Below are 17,402 nucleotides of genomic sequence, written 5' to 3'. Positions count from 1 at the left end.
CCGCTACCCTCGGGCAAGCGGTCGTTTCGCGGGGATGATGGCGGAGGGCCGCGCCGCTTGCAATTCGCGGCGACCTGCCCTCCAATCCGCCCGATGAAGACGCTTGTCGATCCCGATCGCCTGCTGGACCAGGGCCTCGCCCGTCTGCGCACCCGCTTCGCCATCCCCGAGGCCTTTCCGCCCGAAGTGCTCGATACCGCCGAGAAAGCCGTCAGGCGCCCGCCGGAGCGCCATGCCGACCGCACTGCCTTGCCCTTCGTGACGCTCGACCCGGCAAGCTCGACCGATCTCGACCAGGCGTTCGCCATCGAGGCGAGCGGAGCGGACTGGCTGCTGCGCTATGCCATTGCCGATGTCGCCTGGTTCGTCGCCGACGACGATCCGCTGGACAAGGAAGCCTGGCGCCGGGGGACGACGACTTATCTGCCAGGCGGCAAGGCCAGCCTCTATCCGCCCGTCCTGTCGGAAGGCGGCGCCAGCCTGCTGCCGAACGTCGATCGCCCCGCAGTCGTTCTCAGTGTCCGCATCGACCCGGCGGGCCTCTCGCGCCTCGACGGCGTGGAGCGCGCCGTGATCCGCAGCCAGGCCAAGCTCGCCTACGAGACGGTCAGGGACGAGGATCTTCCGGACGGCTTCCTGGAGATCGCCCGCCGGATCGAGCGGGCCGAGGACCGCCGCGGCGCCCAGCGCGTCGATCCGCCCGAGCAAGTCGTGGAACGGGACGCGGCAGGTCGTTTCTCGCTCGGCTTCCGTCCGCAGCTCCCCTCCGAGCGCCGCAATGCCGCCCTGTCGCTCGCCGCCAATCTCGCGGTGGCGCAAACCATGCTCGACGCGCAGACCGGGCTGTTCCGCGTCATGGCCATGCCCGATGCCAGGGCCGAGGAACGCCTGCGGGCGACGGCCCTGGCCCTGCGGCTGGAATGGCCCGCCACCATGCCGCTCGCGCAGTTCCAGCGGCGGCTCGATCCGCGCAGGGCCGCCGAAGCGGCATTCATGCTGGCGATCCGCCGCTCGGGCTCCGGCGCGAGCTATCGCCCTTACGACCCATCCAGGGCCGATCAGGCGGAACTGCCATGGCACGCCGCCGTGGCGGCGCCCTACGCCCATGCCACGGCCCCGCTGCGCCGCCTGGCCGACCGCTACGTCCTGCGCACCGTGCTGGCCCTTGCACAGGGCGAGGCCGTGCCCGAAGCGGTGCTTTCCGCCTTCCCGGAAATCCCCCGCGTCATGGCTCGGGCCGCTTCCCGCGATGCCCAGGTCGACCGCTCGGTGATCGATCTGGCCGAAGCGACCATGCTTCATGGCCAGGAAGGCACCGCTTTCCCGGCCGTGATCACCGATGTGCGGGACAAGAAGGCGCAAGTGCAGCTTTGCGAACTGCCGGTGATCGCCTCGATCTCCATTCCCCCTGCCCCCGCCACCGATGTGCTTCCCGGAAGCCCGGTCACCCTGCGTCTCGTCCGCGCCGACCCGGCCGAGGGCGCCTTGTCCTTCGAACTTGTCGATTAAATTCGCCGGATCGGAAAATGGGCGTTGCGCTAGTCCCGATCCGTTGTTAGGGGCGCGGTTCTCCACACGGATGGCCCGATGGCGGAGTGGTGACGCAGAGGACTGCAAATCCTTGCACGCCGGTTCGATTCCGGCTCGGGCCTCCATCTTGCTCCCTGGTTATCCAGGCGCAGCATCTTCCCAGATCCCACACCTTTCACCACTTGCTGCGGCAAGGCGGGCGTCCTTGCGCATGTTGCGGGAACGCTGCCGGGGCGTGCCGGATCGCATTGCCGATTTTTCCACGTAATTACTTCAAGTTAATAGGCAATAACGCCATCTTAATGGTGTTTGTTACGCTTCCTTAGTCGTCACGCGTTAGCTTGCGTGTTTCGACGAAGCAGGGTGCGGATGCAGAAGCGCGATAGTATACTTTCGCCGAACAAGGCGATGACAGCAGCACGGCGCCTGTCGGTCCATGCCGTTCAGGCCTGCTGCGCGGTCTGCGCGGTGTCCAGCGTTCTGGCAGAGGGCACGACCGCCCGCATCCTGGCGGGGATGGCAGCGGCAACGGCGCTGTTCACGCTGGGCGTCGGCATCCGCTACGGACGCCGCGCAGTGGCCGAACTCGACGGGCATCTCACACTGGTCGCCCAGACGGGCGCCGCCCGCGCGCAAGTTGAAGAACTCTTCGCCATGGCGGACATGCTCCAGGCCGCAGACGACCACGAGGATGCCGGCGCCGTGCTCATGGCCAGCGCGGAACGGCTGCTGCCGGAATTCGACGGCGCACTCTATGTCTTCAACAATTCGCGCGACCGGCTCGACCTCGCGCGGTCGTGGAGCCGGAAGGACGGCTTCGCGCCGCCCGCCACGCTGTTCCCGGGGAGCTGCTGGGCGCTCAAGCGCGGCAAGCCCCATGTCAACGACAGGCTGGGAGGATCGCTGTGCTGCCAGCACGCGATCGGCGGCGCTTCCACCATCGAAGTCCCGATGATGGCGCGCGGCCAGGTGTTCGGCTTGCTCGTCATCGCCAGCGAGGCGGAAGATGCCTCGGCAAGGCTGCTGGACGTGACGCGGGTGGTCCGCGCCCTGGCGGATTCGATGTCGCTGGCCCTGTCCAACATCGCCCTGCGCGAGAAGCTGCGCACCCAGTCCCTGCGCGATCCGCTGACCGGGCTCTACAACCGGCGCTACATGGAAGACGCGCTGGAGCGTTACATCAATCTGGCCCAGCGCACCGGCACGCCGATCTCGGTGCTGATGATCGACCTCGACAACTTCAAGCGCCTCAACGACGATCACGGCCACGCCAAGGGCGATGCCGTGCTGTGCGATGTCGCGGGCCAGCTGGTGGAAACCCTGCGCCCCTCCGACGTGATCGCGCGCTATGGCGGCGAGGAGCTTCTGGTCATCATGCCCAAGTGCAGCCTCGACCATGCCGCGGCCAAGGCCGAACTGCTGCGCCAGCGGGTCGAAGCGCTCTCGGCTGCGCACGGCACCCCGGTCAGCGCCTCCTTCGGCATCGCCACGGTGCCCGAGACCGCGACCGGCGCAAGCGACGTGGTGGCGATGGCGGACAGCGCGCTCTATGCCGCAAAGCAATCCGGCAAGAACCGCGTGGTCACCGCCCCGCGCCGTGCCCGCAGCGACGACAAGGCCATGCCGCTGCTCACCGCTGCCGGGCCCTAGGACGAGCGGGACAGCCTTCCAGCTTCCGGTCATTGCCATCCGATGTCGCGTCTGGCCGTGCAGGATGGCTGCGTCGCGCCTCCACATGGCGACGCCTGACGCGAACGAGGCCCTACAAGAACGAGGAAGACGCCATGCCGATCGATGGCAGCCCGCCGTCTCACCCCCGTACCGGATCATAAACCCCACGAAAAAAGGGGCCGCATCGCTGCGGCCCCTTCTTCTTTTCGTTCAGGTCGCGAGACCCGAGCCGATCAGTCTTCCTTGAGGAAGGCCGGCAGGTGGTCGGGATCGCCGCCACCGTTGCCGCCGTCACGCGGACCGCGGGGACCGCGATCGCCACGGCCTTCGCCGCGCGGACCACGATCGTTGCCGCCACGGCCGCCATCACGGCGCGGGCCGCGACGGTCGCCGCCACGATCGTCACGGGGACCACGATCGCCGCGCGGTTCGCGCGGTTCGCGGGCCGGACGGGTGTCTTCCAGCTCGGCGCCGGTTTCCTGGTCGACGACGCGCATCGACAGGCGAACCTTGCCGCGCGGGTCGATCTCGAGGACCTTGACCTTGACGAGCTGGCCTTCCTTGACGACGTCGGTCGGCTTTTCGACACGCTCGTTCTTCATTTCGGAGACGTGGACGAGACCGTCCTTGCCGCCCATGAAGTTCACGAAAGCACCGAAGTCGACGATGTTGACGACCTTGCCGTCGTAGATCTTGCCGACTTCCGCTTCCTCGACGATGCCGAGGATCCACTTCTTGGCGGCCTCGATCTGGGCGATGTCGGACGACGAGATCTTGATCACGCCTTCATCGTCGATGTCGACCTTGGCGCCGGTTTCGGCGACGATCTCGCGGATGACCTTGCCGCCGGTGCCGATGACGTCACGGATCTTCGACTTGTCGATCTGGATCGTCTCGATGCGCGGAGCGTGGGCCGAGAGTTCGGTGCGAGCCGAACCGAGGGCCTTGGTCATTTCACCCAGGATGTGCGCGCGGCCGGCCTTGGCCTGCTCGAGCGCCTTGCCCATGATTTCCTTGGTGATGCCGGCGATCTTGATGTCCATCTGCATCGTGGTGATGCCGAGTTCGGTGCCAGCCACCTTGAAGTCCATGTCGCCGAGGTGATCCTCGTCGCCCAGGATGTCCGAGAGGACGGCGAAGTCTTCGCCTTCCAGGATCAGGCCCATGGCGATGCCCGAAACCGGACGGATCACGGGAACGCCCGCGTCCATCATGGAAAGGCAGCCACCGCAGATCGTCGCCATCGAGGACGAGCCGTTCGACTCGGTGATGTCCGACAGGATGCGGATGGTGTAGGGGAAGTCTTCCTTGGCGGGCAGCACGGGGTGCAGCGCGCGCCATGCCAGCTTGCCGTGGCCGATTTCGCGGCGGCCCGGAGCGCCGAAGCGGCCCACTTCGCCGACCGAGTAGGGCGGGAAGTTGTAGTGCAGCATGAACGACGAGTACGACAGGCCTTCGAGGCCGTCGATCATCTGTTCGGCGTCCTTGGTGCCCAGCGTGGTGGTGCAGATCGCCTGCGTTTCACCGCGGGTGAACAGCGCCGAACCATGGGTACGGGGCAGGAAGCCGACCATCGATTCGATCGGGCGGACCTGGTCGAGCTTGCGGCCGTCGATACGCTTGCCGTCCTTGAGGATGGCGCCGCGCACGATTTCCGCTTCCAGCTTCTTCATGGTCTTGATGGCGACCATCTGAAGCTGCGGGGTCTCGCCGGAGAAGGCTTCCTTGGCCTTGGCGCGGGCTGCGTTCAGCGCGTTCGAGCGGGCCGACTTGTCGGTCAGCTTGTAGGCAGCGGTAACGTCCTTGCCGACGGCCTTCTTGAGCTTCGCCTTGATGTCGGCCGTGTTGTCCGACAGGTCGATTTCCCAAGGTTCCTTGGCGGCCTGCTCGGCCAGGTCGATCACGAGGTTGACGACCTTGCGGCATTCGTCATGCGCGAACATGACGGCGCCGAGCATCTCTTCCTCGGTCAGTTCCTTGGCTTCCGATTCCACCATCATCACGGCGTTGCCGGTAGCGGCGACGACGAGATCGAGGCGGCCGTCTTCGAGAGCAGCGTTCTGCTTCGGGTTCAGCGTGTATTCGCCGTCGACGAAGCCGACGCGGCAGGCGCCGATCGGGCCCATGAAGGGCACGCCCGAGATGGTGAGCGCGGCCGAAGCGGCGATCATCGCAACGATGTCGGCCTCGGTTTCGCCGTCATAGCTCAGGACCTGGCAGATAACGTTGATTTCGTTGTAGAAACCTTCGGGGAACAGCGGGCGGACCGGGCGATCGATCAGGCGGCTGGTCAGCGTTTCCTTTTCGGTGGCGCCGCGTTCACGCTTGAAGAAGCCACCCGGGATGCGTCCTGCGGACGAAAACTTTTCCTGGTAGTGCACGGTCAGCGGGAAGAAGTCCTGGCCTTCCTTCACCGACTTGGCGGCGGTCACCGCGCAGAGCACGACCGTTTCGCCGTAGGTGGCAAGGACGGCGCCGTCGGCCTGACGGGCCACGCGGCCGGTTTCGAGAGTGAGCGTCTTGCCGCCCCACTCCATGCTTACGGTTTTGACGTCGAACATAAGAGGTTTTCCTCAGCCCGCCGGCCCTATTGCAACAGCGGGGTTTACTGCCGGGTATGCCGTCCCGGTCCGGTGTGGAGCCGTTTCGGGGCTCCTGGGTCTGCCGCCGAATTGCGGACGGACCCTTGGTTTTGTTTTACCGCGTTTTCCGGGTCATCAGGTGATCCCACCCGATTGGAAGACGCTCTAATGCAAGAAGCGGCCCGCTAGGGGCCGCTTCCCGTTAGTTCTTACTTACGCAGACCCAGCTTCTGGATCAGCGAGTTGTACCGCGCGACATCCTTCTTCTTAAGGTAGTCGAGCAGCGAGCGGCGCTTGTTGACCATGGCCAGCAGACCGCGACGCGAGTGGTTGTCCTTGTGGTGAGCCTTGAAGTGCTCGGTCAGGTTGCGGATGCGCTCGGTGAGGATCGCGACCTGAACTTCCGGGCTGCCCGTGTCGCCAGCGACGCGTGCGTTATCCGAAATGATGTCCTGCTTCTTTTCAGCGGTAACCGACATAGTACTTTACTCCGCGACATCCGATAGGTTGAACCCCCTGACAACGCGGACTTCTCCGCTCGAAAGCTCCACGAGCGCGACGGGAATGGTTCCCTCCCGCGCCCAGTAGAGCCCGTCATCGTGGGGCAGTTCGGTCAGAACGCGGCCCTGTCGGACCGCCCTTGCCTGCTCCGAACCGAGGTCGATGGCCGGGATGTCGTCCAGCCCCACCTCCAGTGGCAAGAGTATCTGTTCAAGCGTCGCGCCCTTGCCGATTTCGTTCAATTTGTCCAGCGAAATCGCCCGCGACAGGTCGAACGGGCCGGCCTTCAAGCGGCGTAGCATGGTCACATGACCGACGGTGCCGAGGGCCAATGAAATGTCACGGGCAAGGCTGCGAATATAGGTTCCCTTAGAAACTTTCACCCGCAAAGTAACGTATTGCTCGCTTGCATCCCACTCGCCGACGAAGCCCTCGGCAAGGTACTCCCAGCCGAAAATCGTCACTCTGCGGGACTTGAGTTGCACGTCCTCACCCGCCCTCGCCAGATCGTAAGCCCTCTCGCCATCGATTTTTATGGCGGAGTAGCTGGGTGGAACCTGGTCGATTTCGCCCGTGAAGCGCTCCTGCAATATCGATTCGACAGCGCCGAAACCCGGCTGGACGTCGCTGATAGCCACGACTTTGCCTTCAAGGTCGAGCGTGTCGGTTTGCCGGCCGAACTGAACCGTGAACTCGTAAGTCTTGCTGGCATCGAGCATGCGTCCGGCCAGCTTGGTCGCCTCGCCCAGCGCTATCGGCAGCACACCCGTGGCCAGTGGGTCCAGCGTGCCGCCATGCCCGACCTTCACTTTCTTGCCGTAACCCGCCTCGCGCAAGTTGCGCTTCACGGCGGCGACGGCCTGGGTGGAGCCAAGGCCGAGCGGCTTGTCGAGGACGATCCAGCCATGAGGGGCCGGGCGGGGAGGAACGGTGGAATTCATGGCATCCCCCAAGGCCCGCGAGGCCGGTTTGTCAACGCCCGGACGGCCGGGTGCTCAGGCCCCGGCCACGAACTGCGCCAGCGCGTAATAGTGATCGGTCGCCCAGATCACCGGCGGCAGGACCAGGCGCCGCACCACGCCCCATTGCGGGAAGAAGTAGGGCACCACCAGCAGGAGCACGATCAGCAGCGGGAAACCGTAGGGCCGGAACCGCTCGTATTGCGCCGCTGCGGCGCGCGGCAGCAGGCCCTCGACGATGTGCGATCCGTCGAACGGCGGGATCGGCAGCAAGTTGAACAGGGCCAGGAAGACGTTGATGGTGATGAAGTTGTTGAGGTTCATCGCCGCAAAGGTCAGTCCGGCGCCTTCGGCGTTCCCGGCAAAGCGCACCAGCAGCCCCAGCAGCAACGCGCCGACAGCGGCGAGCACCAGATTGGTGCCCGGTCCGGCGGCGGCGACCACCATCATGCCCCGGCGCGGATCGTTGAGCCGCCAGCGGTTGACCGGCACCGGCTTGGCCCATCCGAAGATCGGCAGCCCGGTCAGCGCCAGGAACCCCGGCAGCGCGATCGTACCCATCGGGTCGACGTGCCGCAGCGGGTTGAGCGACAGCCGCCGTTGCTCCTGCGCGGTCGGATCGCCGAGCGCGAGAGCAGTCCATCCGTGCGCCACCTCGTGGAAGACGATGGCGATGATGAGGGGGATGATGAGCGCCGCGGCCTGCAGCAGGGTCTGGTTCATGGCGCTGATCTAGGGGCGAGCGCCCCCGCCTGCAATGGAGCAGGACCGGGCGAGGCGGATGCCGCTACGAAAATCCACCCAAGGGCATTGTGCAGGCCATCTCGCCCGGCCAATTCGGGGCCCCGGCATCACCGGGCCATGGCTTCGCCGAAATGCTTGCGGCAGAGCGCGACATAGCGATCGTTCCCGCCGATTTCCGTCTGCGCCCCTTCATGCACCGCCGCTCCGGCGGCATCGACGCGCAAGTTCATCGTCGCCTTGCGGCCGCAGTGGCACACCGCCTTCAGCTCGATCAGGGCATCGGCAATGCCCAGCAGGACAGCGGACCCGGGGAACAGCTCCCCGCGAAAATCGGTGCGCAAGCCGTAGCAGAGCACAGGGATGTTTTCCCGGTCGGCAACATGGGCGCATTGCCAGGCCTGCGCCGGGGTGAGGAACTGCGCTTCGTCCACCAGAACGCAGGACAGCGGCTCCACCGAATGGGCCGCTCTCACTTGCGAGACGAGGTCGGTATCGGGCAGGAAACGGTGCGCCGATGCGTGCAGGCCGATGCGGCTTTCGATCGCATGGTCGCCGCCGCGGGACTCGCTGCGGTCGTCTATCGCCGCAGTCCACAACATCGTGCGCATGCCGCGCTCGTGATAGTTGAAGTTGGCCTGAAGCAAAGTCGCCGATTTGCCGGCATTCATGCTGGCATAGTAGAAATAGAGTTTAGCCATCGGAGTTGGGGATAACATGCCCCTCGGCCGCCCGCACGGCGTCCCTCGCGATTGTCCCCGCTTGAATGAAAGCCCCTGCCGTTATCTAATCCCGTCAGCCGAAACCGGCGTCCGGGCATCTGGAGTCTCGGCAGGGCCGGAAACAGGCTGAGCTGGAGTTAGACAGCCCCGAAGTTAGACAGGCCCCGAAGTTAGAAGGCCCCGAAGTTCGAGAGGCCCGAAGTTCTAGGCAGGGAGTTGGGCATGAAGAGATGGATCGCCTTGGTCGTGATCATCGCGCTCGCCGGAGCGGCGGCCGGATATGTCGTCGATGCCCCCTTCGCCCCGCACGTCGCCGCCTCCTCCCGACAGACCGCCGCCCTGTTCGATAGCGCCGCCGCGGCGCTGGTCGCCGCTCTGGGACGCGGCGGCGCCATCGCTGCCCCGCTGGTGCTGGGCGCCCTGCTCTGCGCGCCGATACTGCTGCTCTGGCCCCGAACGCCGGCGCTCAAGGCGCTCCCCGGCCCGGTCTGGCGGCCCGAGCCGTTGACCGCGGACCCGTTGAGCGTCGAACAGCCGATGGGCGCCGACATCTTCGACCCCGAAGCGCCCCTGCCCCGCCCGGTCGTGCTGATCCGCAAGGCCCGGTCGCGATCGCGGGACTGGTTCGGCGATGCCAGCTGGTTCGGCGGCCTGCCGAAGCTGGCCGGCATTCCCTGGCCGCGCGGCAGCGGCGGTGCGGCGCTGCCTTTCGCCGCGCAGATCGACCTGGCCGAGATCGCCGCCGCCTGCCCGGAGACGCCGCTGCCGAAGTCCGGCTCCCTGGCTTTCTTCGTTGGGACCGGCGCCGTCGTGCCGGTCCCGGCCGGAGCGCACGAGTTCACCGATCCTCCCGCAGGCAGCGAGGGCGGCCTGTCACTGGCCGCGGCGGACCAGGCCCCGGATGACGCGTTCTACCCCTTCTGGCCGGTGGAAGCCGTTGCCGTCCCGCTGCCCGAAGAGCTGCGCGACCGGCACGAACTCGGCAACGAGCAAGCCGTCGAGCAGGCGATGACCGAGTGGCTCGCCATGCGCTATCCCTTGCGCGACGGGCCGCTGACCGTGCGCGAGCCGGTGGAGCGGGTCTGGTGGCATGGCGCGATCCACCTGGCCGCGCGTTTCCATGCCGCCATGAACGAAGCCTCGCGTCTGGTGGACAGACGTACCGACAGGACCGCCGACGCGCGCGAGGATGTCGAACTGCTGGGCGCCGATCCGGGCACGACGTCGCTGCGCCTGGAAGCCGCCCAGCGCGCCTTCGACCGGGAGGACGCGAAACTCCACGCCACATGTGAGCAGCAGGCCGCGCTCGCGCAAGTCACGCAGGCCATGGACGGCTTCACCAGCGAGCGGGATCCCTGGACGCCGCTGACCCACGACGAATTCGCCGTGCTTCAGGATGTCCTGGCCCATGTGGCTCGTGATTGCGCCGACCTCGTGCGGAACCGCGCGCCGGCGACGATGGCGGAACTCTCCGCATTCTCGCTGCGGGCGATGGTTTCAGGGCCGCCGGAAGCTCTGGCGCAAGTGTCCGATGCGGAACTCGCGCGGATCAATGCCGGCTACCGGCTCGCCAATGCCCACCAGCACGAAGTCTTCGGCCCCGGCGGCTGCCACCGTGCGGCGCGCGACGACCATCGGGGCGAGATCCTGCTGCTGCAGCTCGCCAGCGACGACATGATGGGATGGCATTGGCGAGAGTCGGGAGGCGATACGGGGAGAGCCTCGGGGCTCTACCAGTTCTGGATCAGCCCGCCCGATCTGGCGCGGCGCCGATGGGACCGGGTTTCGCTGACGTTCGAACCCGGCTGACCGGGCGGATCAGTCCTCGAGGTCGCGCTTGACCCGCGGATCGTTGAGCAACGCGTCGATCCGGCTCGCCTCTTCGAAAGTATCATCGGTGCGGAAACGGATCTTGGCAGCGAACTTCAGCTTCAGCCGCTGCGCCACTTCGCGCTGGAAGAACGCGGTATGCGTCTGCAGCGCCTTCAGCACGATTTCCTCATGTTCGCCGAGCAGGGGCTTCACGAAGACGGTGGCGATGCGCAGGTCCGGCGTCATGCGCACTTCGGTGACGGAGACCGAATGCGTGCTCAGCGTATCGTCGTGAACCTGCTGGCGCGTGAGGATCTCGGAAAGGACGTGGCGCACCTGCTCACCCACCTTCAGGAGGCGGACGGAGTGCTGTTCGGATGTGACTTGCTGGCGTACCATGGCTTTGTTCCATGTGGGCGGACGACGACAATTTGCAACAATTGATTACGGCTCCAAGGCCCATTTGTGTGGTTTAGCCCTGTGAAACCACCATTTCGAGGAACCGGAAATGCACAAGTTCACCGCCACCCTGCTTGCTGCGGCGCTCGTCGCCCCCACCGTCGCCGCACCGGCCATGGCCGCGCCGGACCGCCACACCTCTTCGCATGCGGACACTTCTCATTCGGGTAACGGCCATGCCGACAAGAGCCCGCACCAGTTCCGCAAGGGCGAGAAGTTCGACCAGAGCCGCGCCACGCACTACCAGGCCGTGGACTACCGCAAGTACCGCAATGTGAAGGCCCCGCCGCGCGGCTATCACTACGTGCGTTCGGGTAATGACCTGCTGCTCGTCGGCATCACCAGCGGCATCGTTGCCGCCGTGACGAGCGGCATGTTCCGCTGACACCTCCCGGATAGACGAAACCGGCCAATGGGGCGTCGCGCTTGGCGGAGCGCGGCGCCCTTTGCGCATCACATCTTCGCGACGATCCGCGCCAGCGTTCGCACATTGCGCGCCGCACCCCGGCTGCCGAGGCGCTTTTCGATGAAGGCCATCGTCAGCGGACTTTCGCTCATCGGCCCGCCGAAATCCACGAAAAGGCAGCGATCGCCCAGCGCCAGTCGCTCGGCGCCGATGCTGCCGTGGTCGCCCACGAGGCGGCCGAACTGCTGCTTGGTCGGTTGCCGCTCCAGCAGCACGCTATGGACGAAAGTGTCCTCGCTGCCCACGAACGGGTTTTCCTCCACGGCCGCGCGGATCTCCGCGCGACTGCGCACCGCGACGAAGGCGCCCATGTCGAAGCGATCGCGCATCAGGTAGGCCAGGAGGTCTTCCAGACCCTCGGTCGGACGGTCCTCGTAATCGAACAGGACATTGCCGCTGGAGATCACCGTTTCGGCATTCTCCAGTTCCTCGCGCGCGAAGGCGTAGCGCAAGTCCGCCATCGACAGACGATCGCCGCCCACGATCAGGGACTCGAAAAAGGCGCAATAGCGGGTCATGGCAGGGTCATCGATTCCATAAGCTGAATGGCTGCCGGGCATGTCTGCCCGGCGCTTCCTCACCTGCACGAGCCGCGGAGAGGCTGCAAGTCATCCCGCGAGCCGCCATCTGTCGCCGCAAGGCGCCGTCATCCGACGAGGCGGCACAAACGGCAACGGCCACCGCCGGGTTTCCCCGACGATGGCCGTTTCATGGTCTTTCAACCGAAACCGGCAGCTATCAGCCGACGGTACGCTCGCGGTGGCTGACTTCGAAGACTTCGAGGTGGTCACCCGCCTTGATGTCGTTGGTGTCGGCCAGGACCACACCGCACTCCAGACCAGCGCGGACTTCGTCCACGTCGTCCTTGAAGCGGCGCAGCGAGGAGATCGTCGTTGCCGAAACGATGACGTCGTTGCGGGTAAGACGCGCGCTGAGACCCTTGCGGATGAAGCCTTCGACGACCAGCAGACCGGCGGCCTTGTCGCGCTTGCCGGCCGGGAAGACCTGCTTGACTTCGGCGCGGCCGACCACGGTTTCGATGCGCTCCGGACCCCAGATGCCGGCCATCTGCTTCGCGACCTCGGCGGTCAGCTCGTAGATGACGTCGTAGTACATCATCGGGGTCTTGGTCTTCTCGATCTGCTCGCGCGCCTTGGCGTTCGGGCGGACGTTGAAGCCCACGATCGGCGCGCCCGAGGCCGAAGCCAGGGCCACGTCGGTCTCGGTGATGGCACCGACGCCCGAGTGCAGGATGCGCACCTTGATCTCGTCGTTCGAGAGGGCATGGAGCGCGGCGTTGATCGCCTCGACCGAACCCTGCACGTCCGCCTTGACCACGACCGGGTACTCGATGACGTTCTGCTTGGCGGCAAGCGCCGAGAACATCGTGTCGATGCTGGCCGGCGCCATGGCGGTGCGCTTGGCAGTCGCCTGTTCCTGACGGTAGGCCGAAACCTCGCGGGCACGCTGTTCGCTGTCCACGACGCTGAGCAGGTCACCGGCCATCGGCACGCCGCCGATACCGAGGACTTCCACCGGCATCGAGGGCGGAGCGACCTTCACCTGGCGTCCCTTGTCGTCGAGCATGGCGCGCACGCGGCCGCTCTCGGTGCCGACGACGAAGATGTCGCCGACCTTCAGGGTGCCGCGGTTGACCAGCACGGTCGCGAGCGGACCCTTGCCCTTGTCGAGCTTGGCTTCGATCACGGTCGCCTCGGCCTCGCGGTCGGGGTTGGCCTTCAGTTCCATCAGTTCGGCCTGGAGCAGGATCTTCTCGATCAGATCGTCGAGACCCGCGCCGGTCTTGGCCGAGACTTCCACGTCCTGGACATCGCCCGACATGGCCTCGACGATGACTTCGTGCTCCAGCAGGCGCTCGCGCACCTTCTGCGGATTGGCCTCGTGCTTGTCCATCTTGTTGATGGCCACGATCATCGGCACGCCCGCGGCCTTCGTGTGATTGATGGCCTCGATCGTCTGCGGCATGATGCCGTCGTCGGCAGCGACCACCAGGATCACGATGTCGGTGACGTTCGCACCGCGCATACGCATCTGGGTGAAGGCGGCGTGACCAGGCGTGTCGAGGAAGGTGACGAGGTCACCGCCCTTGGTCTTGATCTGGTACGCGCCCATGTGCTGGGTGATGCCGCCGGCTTCGCCGCGCACCACGTCGGTGCCGCGAAGCGCGTCGAGCAGCGAGGTCTTGCCGTGGTCGACGTGGCCCATGATGGCGACGACCGGGGGACGCGGCTTCAGCGTCTCTTCGGCATCGACGTCGATGGAGGTGTCGATGTCGACATCGCTTTCGGACACGCGCTGGATGTTGTGGCCGAATTCGGTGACGAGCAGTTCAGCGGTATCCTGGTCGATCGTCTGGTTGACGGTGACCATCATGCCCATCTTGAACATCGCCTTCACCAGGTCGGCGCCCTTTTCGGCCATGCGGTTGGCGAGTTCCTGAACGGTGATCGCCTCGGGGACGATCACGTCGCGGACCTGCTTCTCGCGCTGCTGCGACTGGCCGCCGAAGTGGGCACGACGTTCCTTCTCGCGGGCGCGCTTGAGCGCGGCGAGCGAACGGGCGCGGGCGCCCTCGTCGTCGTTGAGCGCACGGTTGACCGTGAGCTTGCCCGACTGGCGGCGGTCGCCGCCCTTGCGGTCGCGATCCGGCGTGCTGCGCGGCGGCGGCGGCGGAGCGCCCTTCTTGGCTGCAGCCGGACCCTTGGGTGCGGCGGCAGTGCCGCTGCTGGCGGGGCCGGCATTGCCGGTGGTTGCGGCAGCTGCATTACCGGCATTGCCAGCGGCGGCGTTGCCTGCGGCAGCGTTGCCGGCGGCGGCGGCCGGAGCCTCGGGCTTGCGGGGCTGAGGACGTGCAACCGGGGTGAAGCGGCGCGGCGCGGGAGCCGGAGCGGCCACGGGCGCGGCAGCAGCCGGCTTCGCAGCGGCTTCAGCCGCCTTGGCGGCAGGCGCGGCAGCTTCTGGAGCCGACGCTTCGGCGGCAGGCGCAGCCGGTTCGGCAGCGGCAGGCGTCTCGGCAGGCGCTTCCTGCACGGGAGCCACAGTATCCTGGGCCGGAGCGTTCTGGGCCGGAGCGTTCTGGACAGCCTCGGCTTCGCGAGCCTTGGCAGCTTCCTCTTCGGCGCGCTTGCTTTCCTGGGCGCGGTTTTCTTCGGCGCGGCGCTTTTCTTCTTCCATCGCGCGCACCTTTTCCTCGTGCTCGCGGCGGTTCGATTCCTCAAGCGAGGCGAGTCGGGCTTCCTCGGCCTCACGCTGAAGACGGGCGACGCGCTCCTGCGGCGTCTCGTTCGACGGAATCGGCTTGCGGGGCGCGGCCGGCGGCGGCGCAGCCCGCTGCGGTGCGGGCTGGGGAGCCGACGGGGCCGGGGCAGCGGCCTGCGGAGCCGGGGCGGGAGCCTGGGGCGCGGGAGCGGCCTCGACAGCGCCTTCGGAGCCCGGCTTGCCGAGCACCTTGCGGCGCTTCACCTCGACCACCACCTTGTTGGTGCGGCCGTGGCTGAAGGTCTGCTTGACCTCACCCGCTTCCACGGAACGCTTAAGCCCCAATGGCTTGCGGCCCAGGGTCGGTTTGTTGTCGGTCTCGCTCATATCTCTCGTCGTGCCCTTCAGTCTCAATTCGTCGCCTCGGGCGCGGCGCTGCGTGCCGGCCCGTTGCTACCATCCATACCGTCCCCGTCCGTCTCGGTGCGGGGCTGCCCCTGGAAATGCAGAAGGCGCTGCAGCAGCGAAGCGACTCGTTGAGCCGCGCCACGATCATTCAGCGCCAAGTGAACGACGTTGTCGCGGCCCAATGCCACAGACAGCGTCTCTCGGTCCAGAGGCAAGCGTGTGCCCTTGAGACCGCTTCCTTCCGCCTCGCTCCCGACTCTCCAGGCCTGGTCGAGCTTGCGCGAGCCGTCTTCGCTCGCATCGGCGGCATGGGCAAGCCATGTGACCCGGCCCTCTCGCGCGTTCTGCGCGATACGGTCGGAGCCCATAAGCAACTTGCCCGATTTCAGTTCGAGGCCCAGCCGGTGAGTCAGTGCGCGGATCAGCGCCTGTTCTATCCGTTCGGCGAGGTCTTCCGGGATCGTGAGCGCGGCTCCTTTATAGGCGCGCGCCATCGCTCCCTTTAATTTGCCCTTCTCGAGCGAATTTTCAAGAGTGTCACGAGAAACGCCGATCCACGCGCCGCGCCCGGGGGCACGCGCGTGGATGTCGGGAAGAACGAGTCCGTCCGGCGAGATCGCCAGACGGATGTAGTCTTCACGCGCACCGACCTCCCCGGAGAGGATGCATTTCCTCTCCGGCCCGGCGCCGTCGATGTCGGAGCTTACGCGCTCATTGCGAGGATTCCGCATCGGCGGCCTCCTCGGGTTGCGGTTCTTCGTCGAACCAGTGAGCGCGGGCTGCCATGATGATTTCGTTACCCTGTTCTTCGTTCAGGCCGTACTCGCCGAGCACGCCGCCCTTGTCTTCGTCACGCGCACGGCGGTTCACCGAACCGTCGCGGCGGCGCTGCTCTGAGCGCTTCTTGGCGATCAGCTCGTCGGTGGCGAGATCCGCCAGGTCGTCGAGCGTCTTGATGCCGGCCTTGCCGAGAACCACCAGCATCGCCTCGGTGAGGTGCGGCAGTTCGGAAAGGGCGTCCTCGACACCGAGACCGCGGCGTTCCTCGCGCGAGGCTTCTTCGCGGCGCTCGAGCGCTTCCTGGGCGCGGCTCTGAAGTTCCTGGCCGAGTTCTTCGTCGAAGCCTTCGATGGCGGCCAGTTCGTTGAGGTCGATATAGGCGACTTCCTCAAGCTCGCTGAAGCCTTCGGCCACCAGCAGCTGCGAAAGGGTCTCGTCCACGTCGAGCTCTTCCTCGAACATCTTCGAGCGCTCGGTGAATTCCTTCTGGCGCTTCTCCGAAGCCTCGGCCTCGGTCATGATGTCGATCTGCGAGGCCGTCAGCTGCGAGGCAAGGCGCACGTTCTGGCCGCGGCGGCCGATCGCCAGCGAAAGCTGGTCATCGGGCACGACGACTTCGATGCGGCTTTCTTCCTCGTCGATGACGACGCGGCTGACGGTCGCGGGCTGGAGGGCGTTGACCACGAAAGTCGCGGTGTCTTCGCTCCAGGGGATGATGTCGATCTTTTCGCCCTGCAGTTCCTGCACGACGGCCTGAACGCGGCTGCCCTTCATGCCGACGCAGGCGCCGACCGGGTCGATCGAGTGATCATGGCTGATCACGCCGATCTTGGCGCGCGAACCCGGGTCACGGGCGGCAGCCTTGATCTCGATCACGCCGTCGTAGATTTCGGGCACTTCCTGCGCGAAGAGCTTCTTCATGAAGTCCGGGTGCGCGCGGGAAAGGAAGATCTGCGGCCCGCGGTTCTGGCGCTCGACACGCATGACCAGCGCGCGAACGCGCTCGCCGACGCGGGCGGCTTCGCGGGGGATCTGCTGGTCGCGGCGGATCACGCCTTCGGCGCGGCCGAGATTGACGATGACGTGGCCGAATTCGACCGACTTGATCACGCCGGTGATGACTTCGCCGGCGCGGTCCTTGAATTCTTCGTACTGGCGGTCACGCTCGGCATCGCGGACCTTCTGGAAGATCACCTGCTTGGCCGACTGCGCGTCAATGCGGCCGAGGTCCACCGGGGGCAGCGGGTCGACGATGAAGTCACCCAGGGCCGCGCCCTTCTGAAGCTTGTCGGCCTGCTTGAGGTCCACCTGCTTGAAGTAGTCCTCAACTTCTTCGACCACTTCGACGACGCGCCACAGACGCAGGTCGCCGGTGCGCGGATCGAGCTTCGCGCGAATGTCGTTTTCCGCACCGTAACGGTTGCGGGCTGACTTCTGGATGGCTTCTTCCATCGCCTCGATGACGATCGACTTGTCGATCATCTTCTCCGAAGCGACGGAGTTCGCGATCGCGAGCAGCTCGGCGCGGTTGGCGGAAATCGCACTGGCCATG

Annotated in this window: 14 protein-coding genes and 1 tRNA gene; 5 read left to right on the top strand and 10 right to left on the bottom strand. The window is 66.2% G+C overall.

The window, feature by feature from the left end; all coding sequences use genetic code 11:
* Positions 1 to 93: 93 nt before the first annotated feature.
* The 3 genes from EDF58_RS10400 to EDF58_RS10390 all read left to right on the top strand — a co-directional run bounded on the left by EDF58_RS10400 (position 94) and on the right by EDF58_RS10390 (position 3,180).
* The gene (locus EDF58_RS10400) at positions 94 to 1,509 is read left to right on the top strand and encodes an RNB domain-containing ribonuclease (RefSeq protein ID WP_132265091.1); all 1,416 of its coding nucleotides are present in this window, start codon (positions 94 to 96) and stop codon (positions 1,507 to 1,509) included.
* A gap of 72 nt (positions 1,510 to 1,581) precedes the next feature.
* Positions 1,582 to 1,655 (top strand) — tRNA-Cys (locus tag EDF58_RS10395).
* Positions 1,656 to 1,938: 283 nt separating this feature from the next.
* Positions 1,939 to 3,180 (top strand): sensor domain-containing diguanylate cyclase, encoded by a 1,242-nt coding sequence (locus tag EDF58_RS10390; RefSeq protein ID WP_165921372.1) that lies wholly within the window; start codon positions 1,939 to 1,941, stop codon positions 3,178 to 3,180.
* A 254-nt stretch (positions 3,181 to 3,434) separates the two neighbouring features.
* On the opposite strand, the gene pnp is transcribed toward EDF58_RS10390, so the two are convergent.
* The 5 genes from pnp to EDF58_RS10365 all read right to left on the bottom strand — a co-directional run bounded on the left by pnp (position 3,435) and on the right by EDF58_RS10365 (position 8,685).
* A complete protein-coding gene (gene pnp / locus EDF58_RS10385) occupies positions 3,435 to 5,762 on the bottom strand; it encodes a polyribonucleotide nucleotidyltransferase (RefSeq protein ID WP_132265088.1) in 2,328 nt (775 codons plus the stop codon).
* A gap of 230 nt (positions 5,763 to 5,992) precedes the next feature.
* A complete protein-coding gene (rpsO, locus tag EDF58_RS10380; protein ID WP_132265086.1) occupies positions 5,993 to 6,262 on the bottom strand; it encodes a 30S ribosomal protein S15 in 270 nt (89 codons plus the stop codon).
* Positions 6,263 to 6,268: 6 nt separating this feature from the next.
* The gene (gene truB, locus EDF58_RS10375; protein WP_132265084.1) at positions 6,269 to 7,225 is read right to left on the bottom strand and encodes a tRNA pseudouridine(55) synthase TruB; all 957 of its coding nucleotides are present in this window, start codon (positions 7,223 to 7,225) and stop codon (positions 6,269 to 6,271) included.
* 54 nt (positions 7,226 to 7,279) lie between these two features.
* Positions 7,280 to 7,966 carry a site-2 protease family protein gene (locus tag EDF58_RS10370; RefSeq protein ID WP_132265082.1) on the bottom strand — a complete coding sequence of 229 codons (687 nt, stop codon included), beginning with the start codon at positions 7,964 to 7,966 and terminating at the stop codon, positions 7,280 to 7,282.
* A 128-nt stretch (positions 7,967 to 8,094) separates the two neighbouring features.
* Entirely contained in the window at positions 8,095 to 8,685 is a 591-nt protein-coding gene (locus EDF58_RS10365) for a thymidine kinase (protein ID WP_132265080.1), read from the bottom strand.
* A gap of 243 nt (positions 8,686 to 8,928) precedes the next feature.
* Between EDF58_RS10365 and EDF58_RS10360 the strand changes: the two genes are divergently transcribed.
* Positions 8,929 to 10,515, top strand: a complete 1,587-nt coding sequence (locus EDF58_RS10360) for a DUF1963 domain-containing protein (RefSeq protein ID WP_132265078.1) — start codon at positions 8,929 to 8,931, stop codon at positions 10,513 to 10,515.
* A 9-nt stretch (positions 10,516 to 10,524) separates the two neighbouring features.
* On the opposite strand, the gene rbfA is transcribed toward EDF58_RS10360, so the two are convergent.
* Positions 10,525 to 10,917, bottom strand: coding sequence for a 30S ribosome-binding factor RbfA (gene rbfA / locus EDF58_RS10355; RefSeq protein ID WP_132265076.1), 393 nt, complete (start codon positions 10,915 to 10,917; stop codon positions 10,525 to 10,527).
* Positions 10,918 to 11,026: 109 nt separating this feature from the next.
* On the opposite strand from rbfA, the gene EDF58_RS10350 reads away from it, so the two are divergent.
* On the top strand, positions 11,027 to 11,362 hold the full coding sequence (locus tag EDF58_RS10350) for an RcnB family protein (RefSeq protein WP_132265074.1): 336 nt from the start codon (positions 11,027 to 11,029) through the stop codon (positions 11,360 to 11,362).
* Positions 11,363 to 11,430: 68 nt separating this feature from the next.
* On the opposite strand, the gene EDF58_RS10345 is transcribed toward EDF58_RS10350, so the two are convergent.
* The 4 genes from EDF58_RS10345 to nusA form a co-directional block, all read right to left on the bottom strand.
* A complete protein-coding gene (locus tag EDF58_RS10345) occupies positions 11,431 to 11,961 on the bottom strand; it encodes a DUF1697 domain-containing protein (RefSeq protein ID WP_132265072.1) in 531 nt (176 codons plus the stop codon).
* A gap of 220 nt (positions 11,962 to 12,181) precedes the next feature.
* Positions 12,182 to 15,049: a translation initiation factor IF-2 gene (gene infB, locus EDF58_RS10340; RefSeq protein WP_132265070.1), complete on the bottom strand. Its 2,868-nt coding sequence runs from the start codon at positions 15,047 to 15,049 to the stop codon at positions 12,182 to 12,184.
* 23 nt (positions 15,050 to 15,072) lie between these two features.
* Positions 15,073 to 15,801, bottom strand: a complete 729-nt coding sequence (locus EDF58_RS10335) for a DUF448 domain-containing protein (protein ID WP_132265068.1) — start codon at positions 15,799 to 15,801, stop codon at positions 15,073 to 15,075.
* Positions 15,782 to 17,401: a transcription termination factor NusA gene (gene nusA / locus EDF58_RS10330; protein WP_132265066.1), complete on the bottom strand. Its 1,620-nt coding sequence runs from the start codon at positions 17,399 to 17,401 to the stop codon at positions 15,782 to 15,784. Before nusA ends, EDF58_RS10335 begins: the two co-directional genes overlap by 20 nt.
* Between the last annotated feature and the right edge of the window lies 1 nt (position 17,402).

Origin of the sequence: Novosphingobium sp. PhB57, from assembly GCF_004342985.1 — a bacterium.
Lineage (GTDB): Bacteria > Pseudomonadota > Alphaproteobacteria > Sphingomonadales > Sphingomonadaceae > Novosphingobium.
Note: the sequence above shows the minus strand (reverse complement) of the source record. Positions and strands in the feature narration are given on the sequence as shown.

Excerpts from the sequence above, each read along its gene's own strand:
- infB (WP_132265070.1), bottom strand. The coding sequence starts at position 15,049 with ATGAGCGAGACCGACAACAAACCGACCCTGGGCCGCAAGCCATTGGGG.
- nusA (WP_132265066.1), bottom strand. The coding sequence starts at position 17,401 with ATGGCCAGTGCGATTTCCGCCAACCGCGCCGAGCTGCTCGCGATCGCG.
- EDF58_RS10370 (WP_132265082.1), bottom strand. The coding sequence starts at position 7,966 with ATGAACCAGACCCTGCTGCAGGCCGCGGCGCTCATCATCCCCCTCATC.
- EDF58_RS10365 (WP_132265080.1), bottom strand. The coding sequence starts at position 8,685 with ATGGCTAAACTCTATTTCTACTATGCCAGCATGAATGCCGGCAAATCG.
- EDF58_RS10345 (WP_132265072.1), bottom strand. The coding sequence starts at position 11,961 with ATGACCCGCTATTGCGCCTTTTTCGAGTCCCTGATCGTGGGCGGCGAT.
- pnp (WP_132265088.1), bottom strand. The coding sequence starts at position 5,762 with ATGTTCGACGTCAAAACCGTAAGCATGGAGTGGGGCGGCAAGACGCTC.
- EDF58_RS10350 (WP_132265074.1), top strand. The coding sequence starts at position 11,027 with ATGCACAAGTTCACCGCCACCCTGCTTGCTGCGGCGCTCGTCGCCCCC.
- EDF58_RS10335 (WP_132265068.1), bottom strand. The coding sequence starts at position 15,801 with ATGCGGAATCCTCGCAATGAGCGCGTAAGCTCCGACATCGACGGCGCC.
- rpsO (WP_132265086.1), bottom strand. The coding sequence starts at position 6,262 with ATGTCGGTTACCGCTGAAAAGAAGCAGGACATCATTTCGGATAACGCA.
- truB (WP_132265084.1), bottom strand. The coding sequence starts at position 7,225 with ATGAATTCCACCGTTCCTCCCCGCCCGGCCCCTCATGGCTGGATCGTC.
- EDF58_RS10360 (WP_132265078.1), top strand. The coding sequence starts at position 8,929 with ATGAAGAGATGGATCGCCTTGGTCGTGATCATCGCGCTCGCCGGAGCG.
- rbfA (WP_132265076.1), bottom strand. The coding sequence starts at position 10,917 with ATGGTACGCCAGCAAGTCACATCCGAACAGCACTCCGTCCGCCTCCTG.
- EDF58_RS10400 (WP_132265091.1), top strand. The coding sequence starts at position 94 with ATGAAGACGCTTGTCGATCCCGATCGCCTGCTGGACCAGGGCCTCGCC.
- EDF58_RS10390 (WP_165921372.1), top strand. The coding sequence starts at position 1,939 with ATGACAGCAGCACGGCGCCTGTCGGTCCATGCCGTTCAGGCCTGCTGC.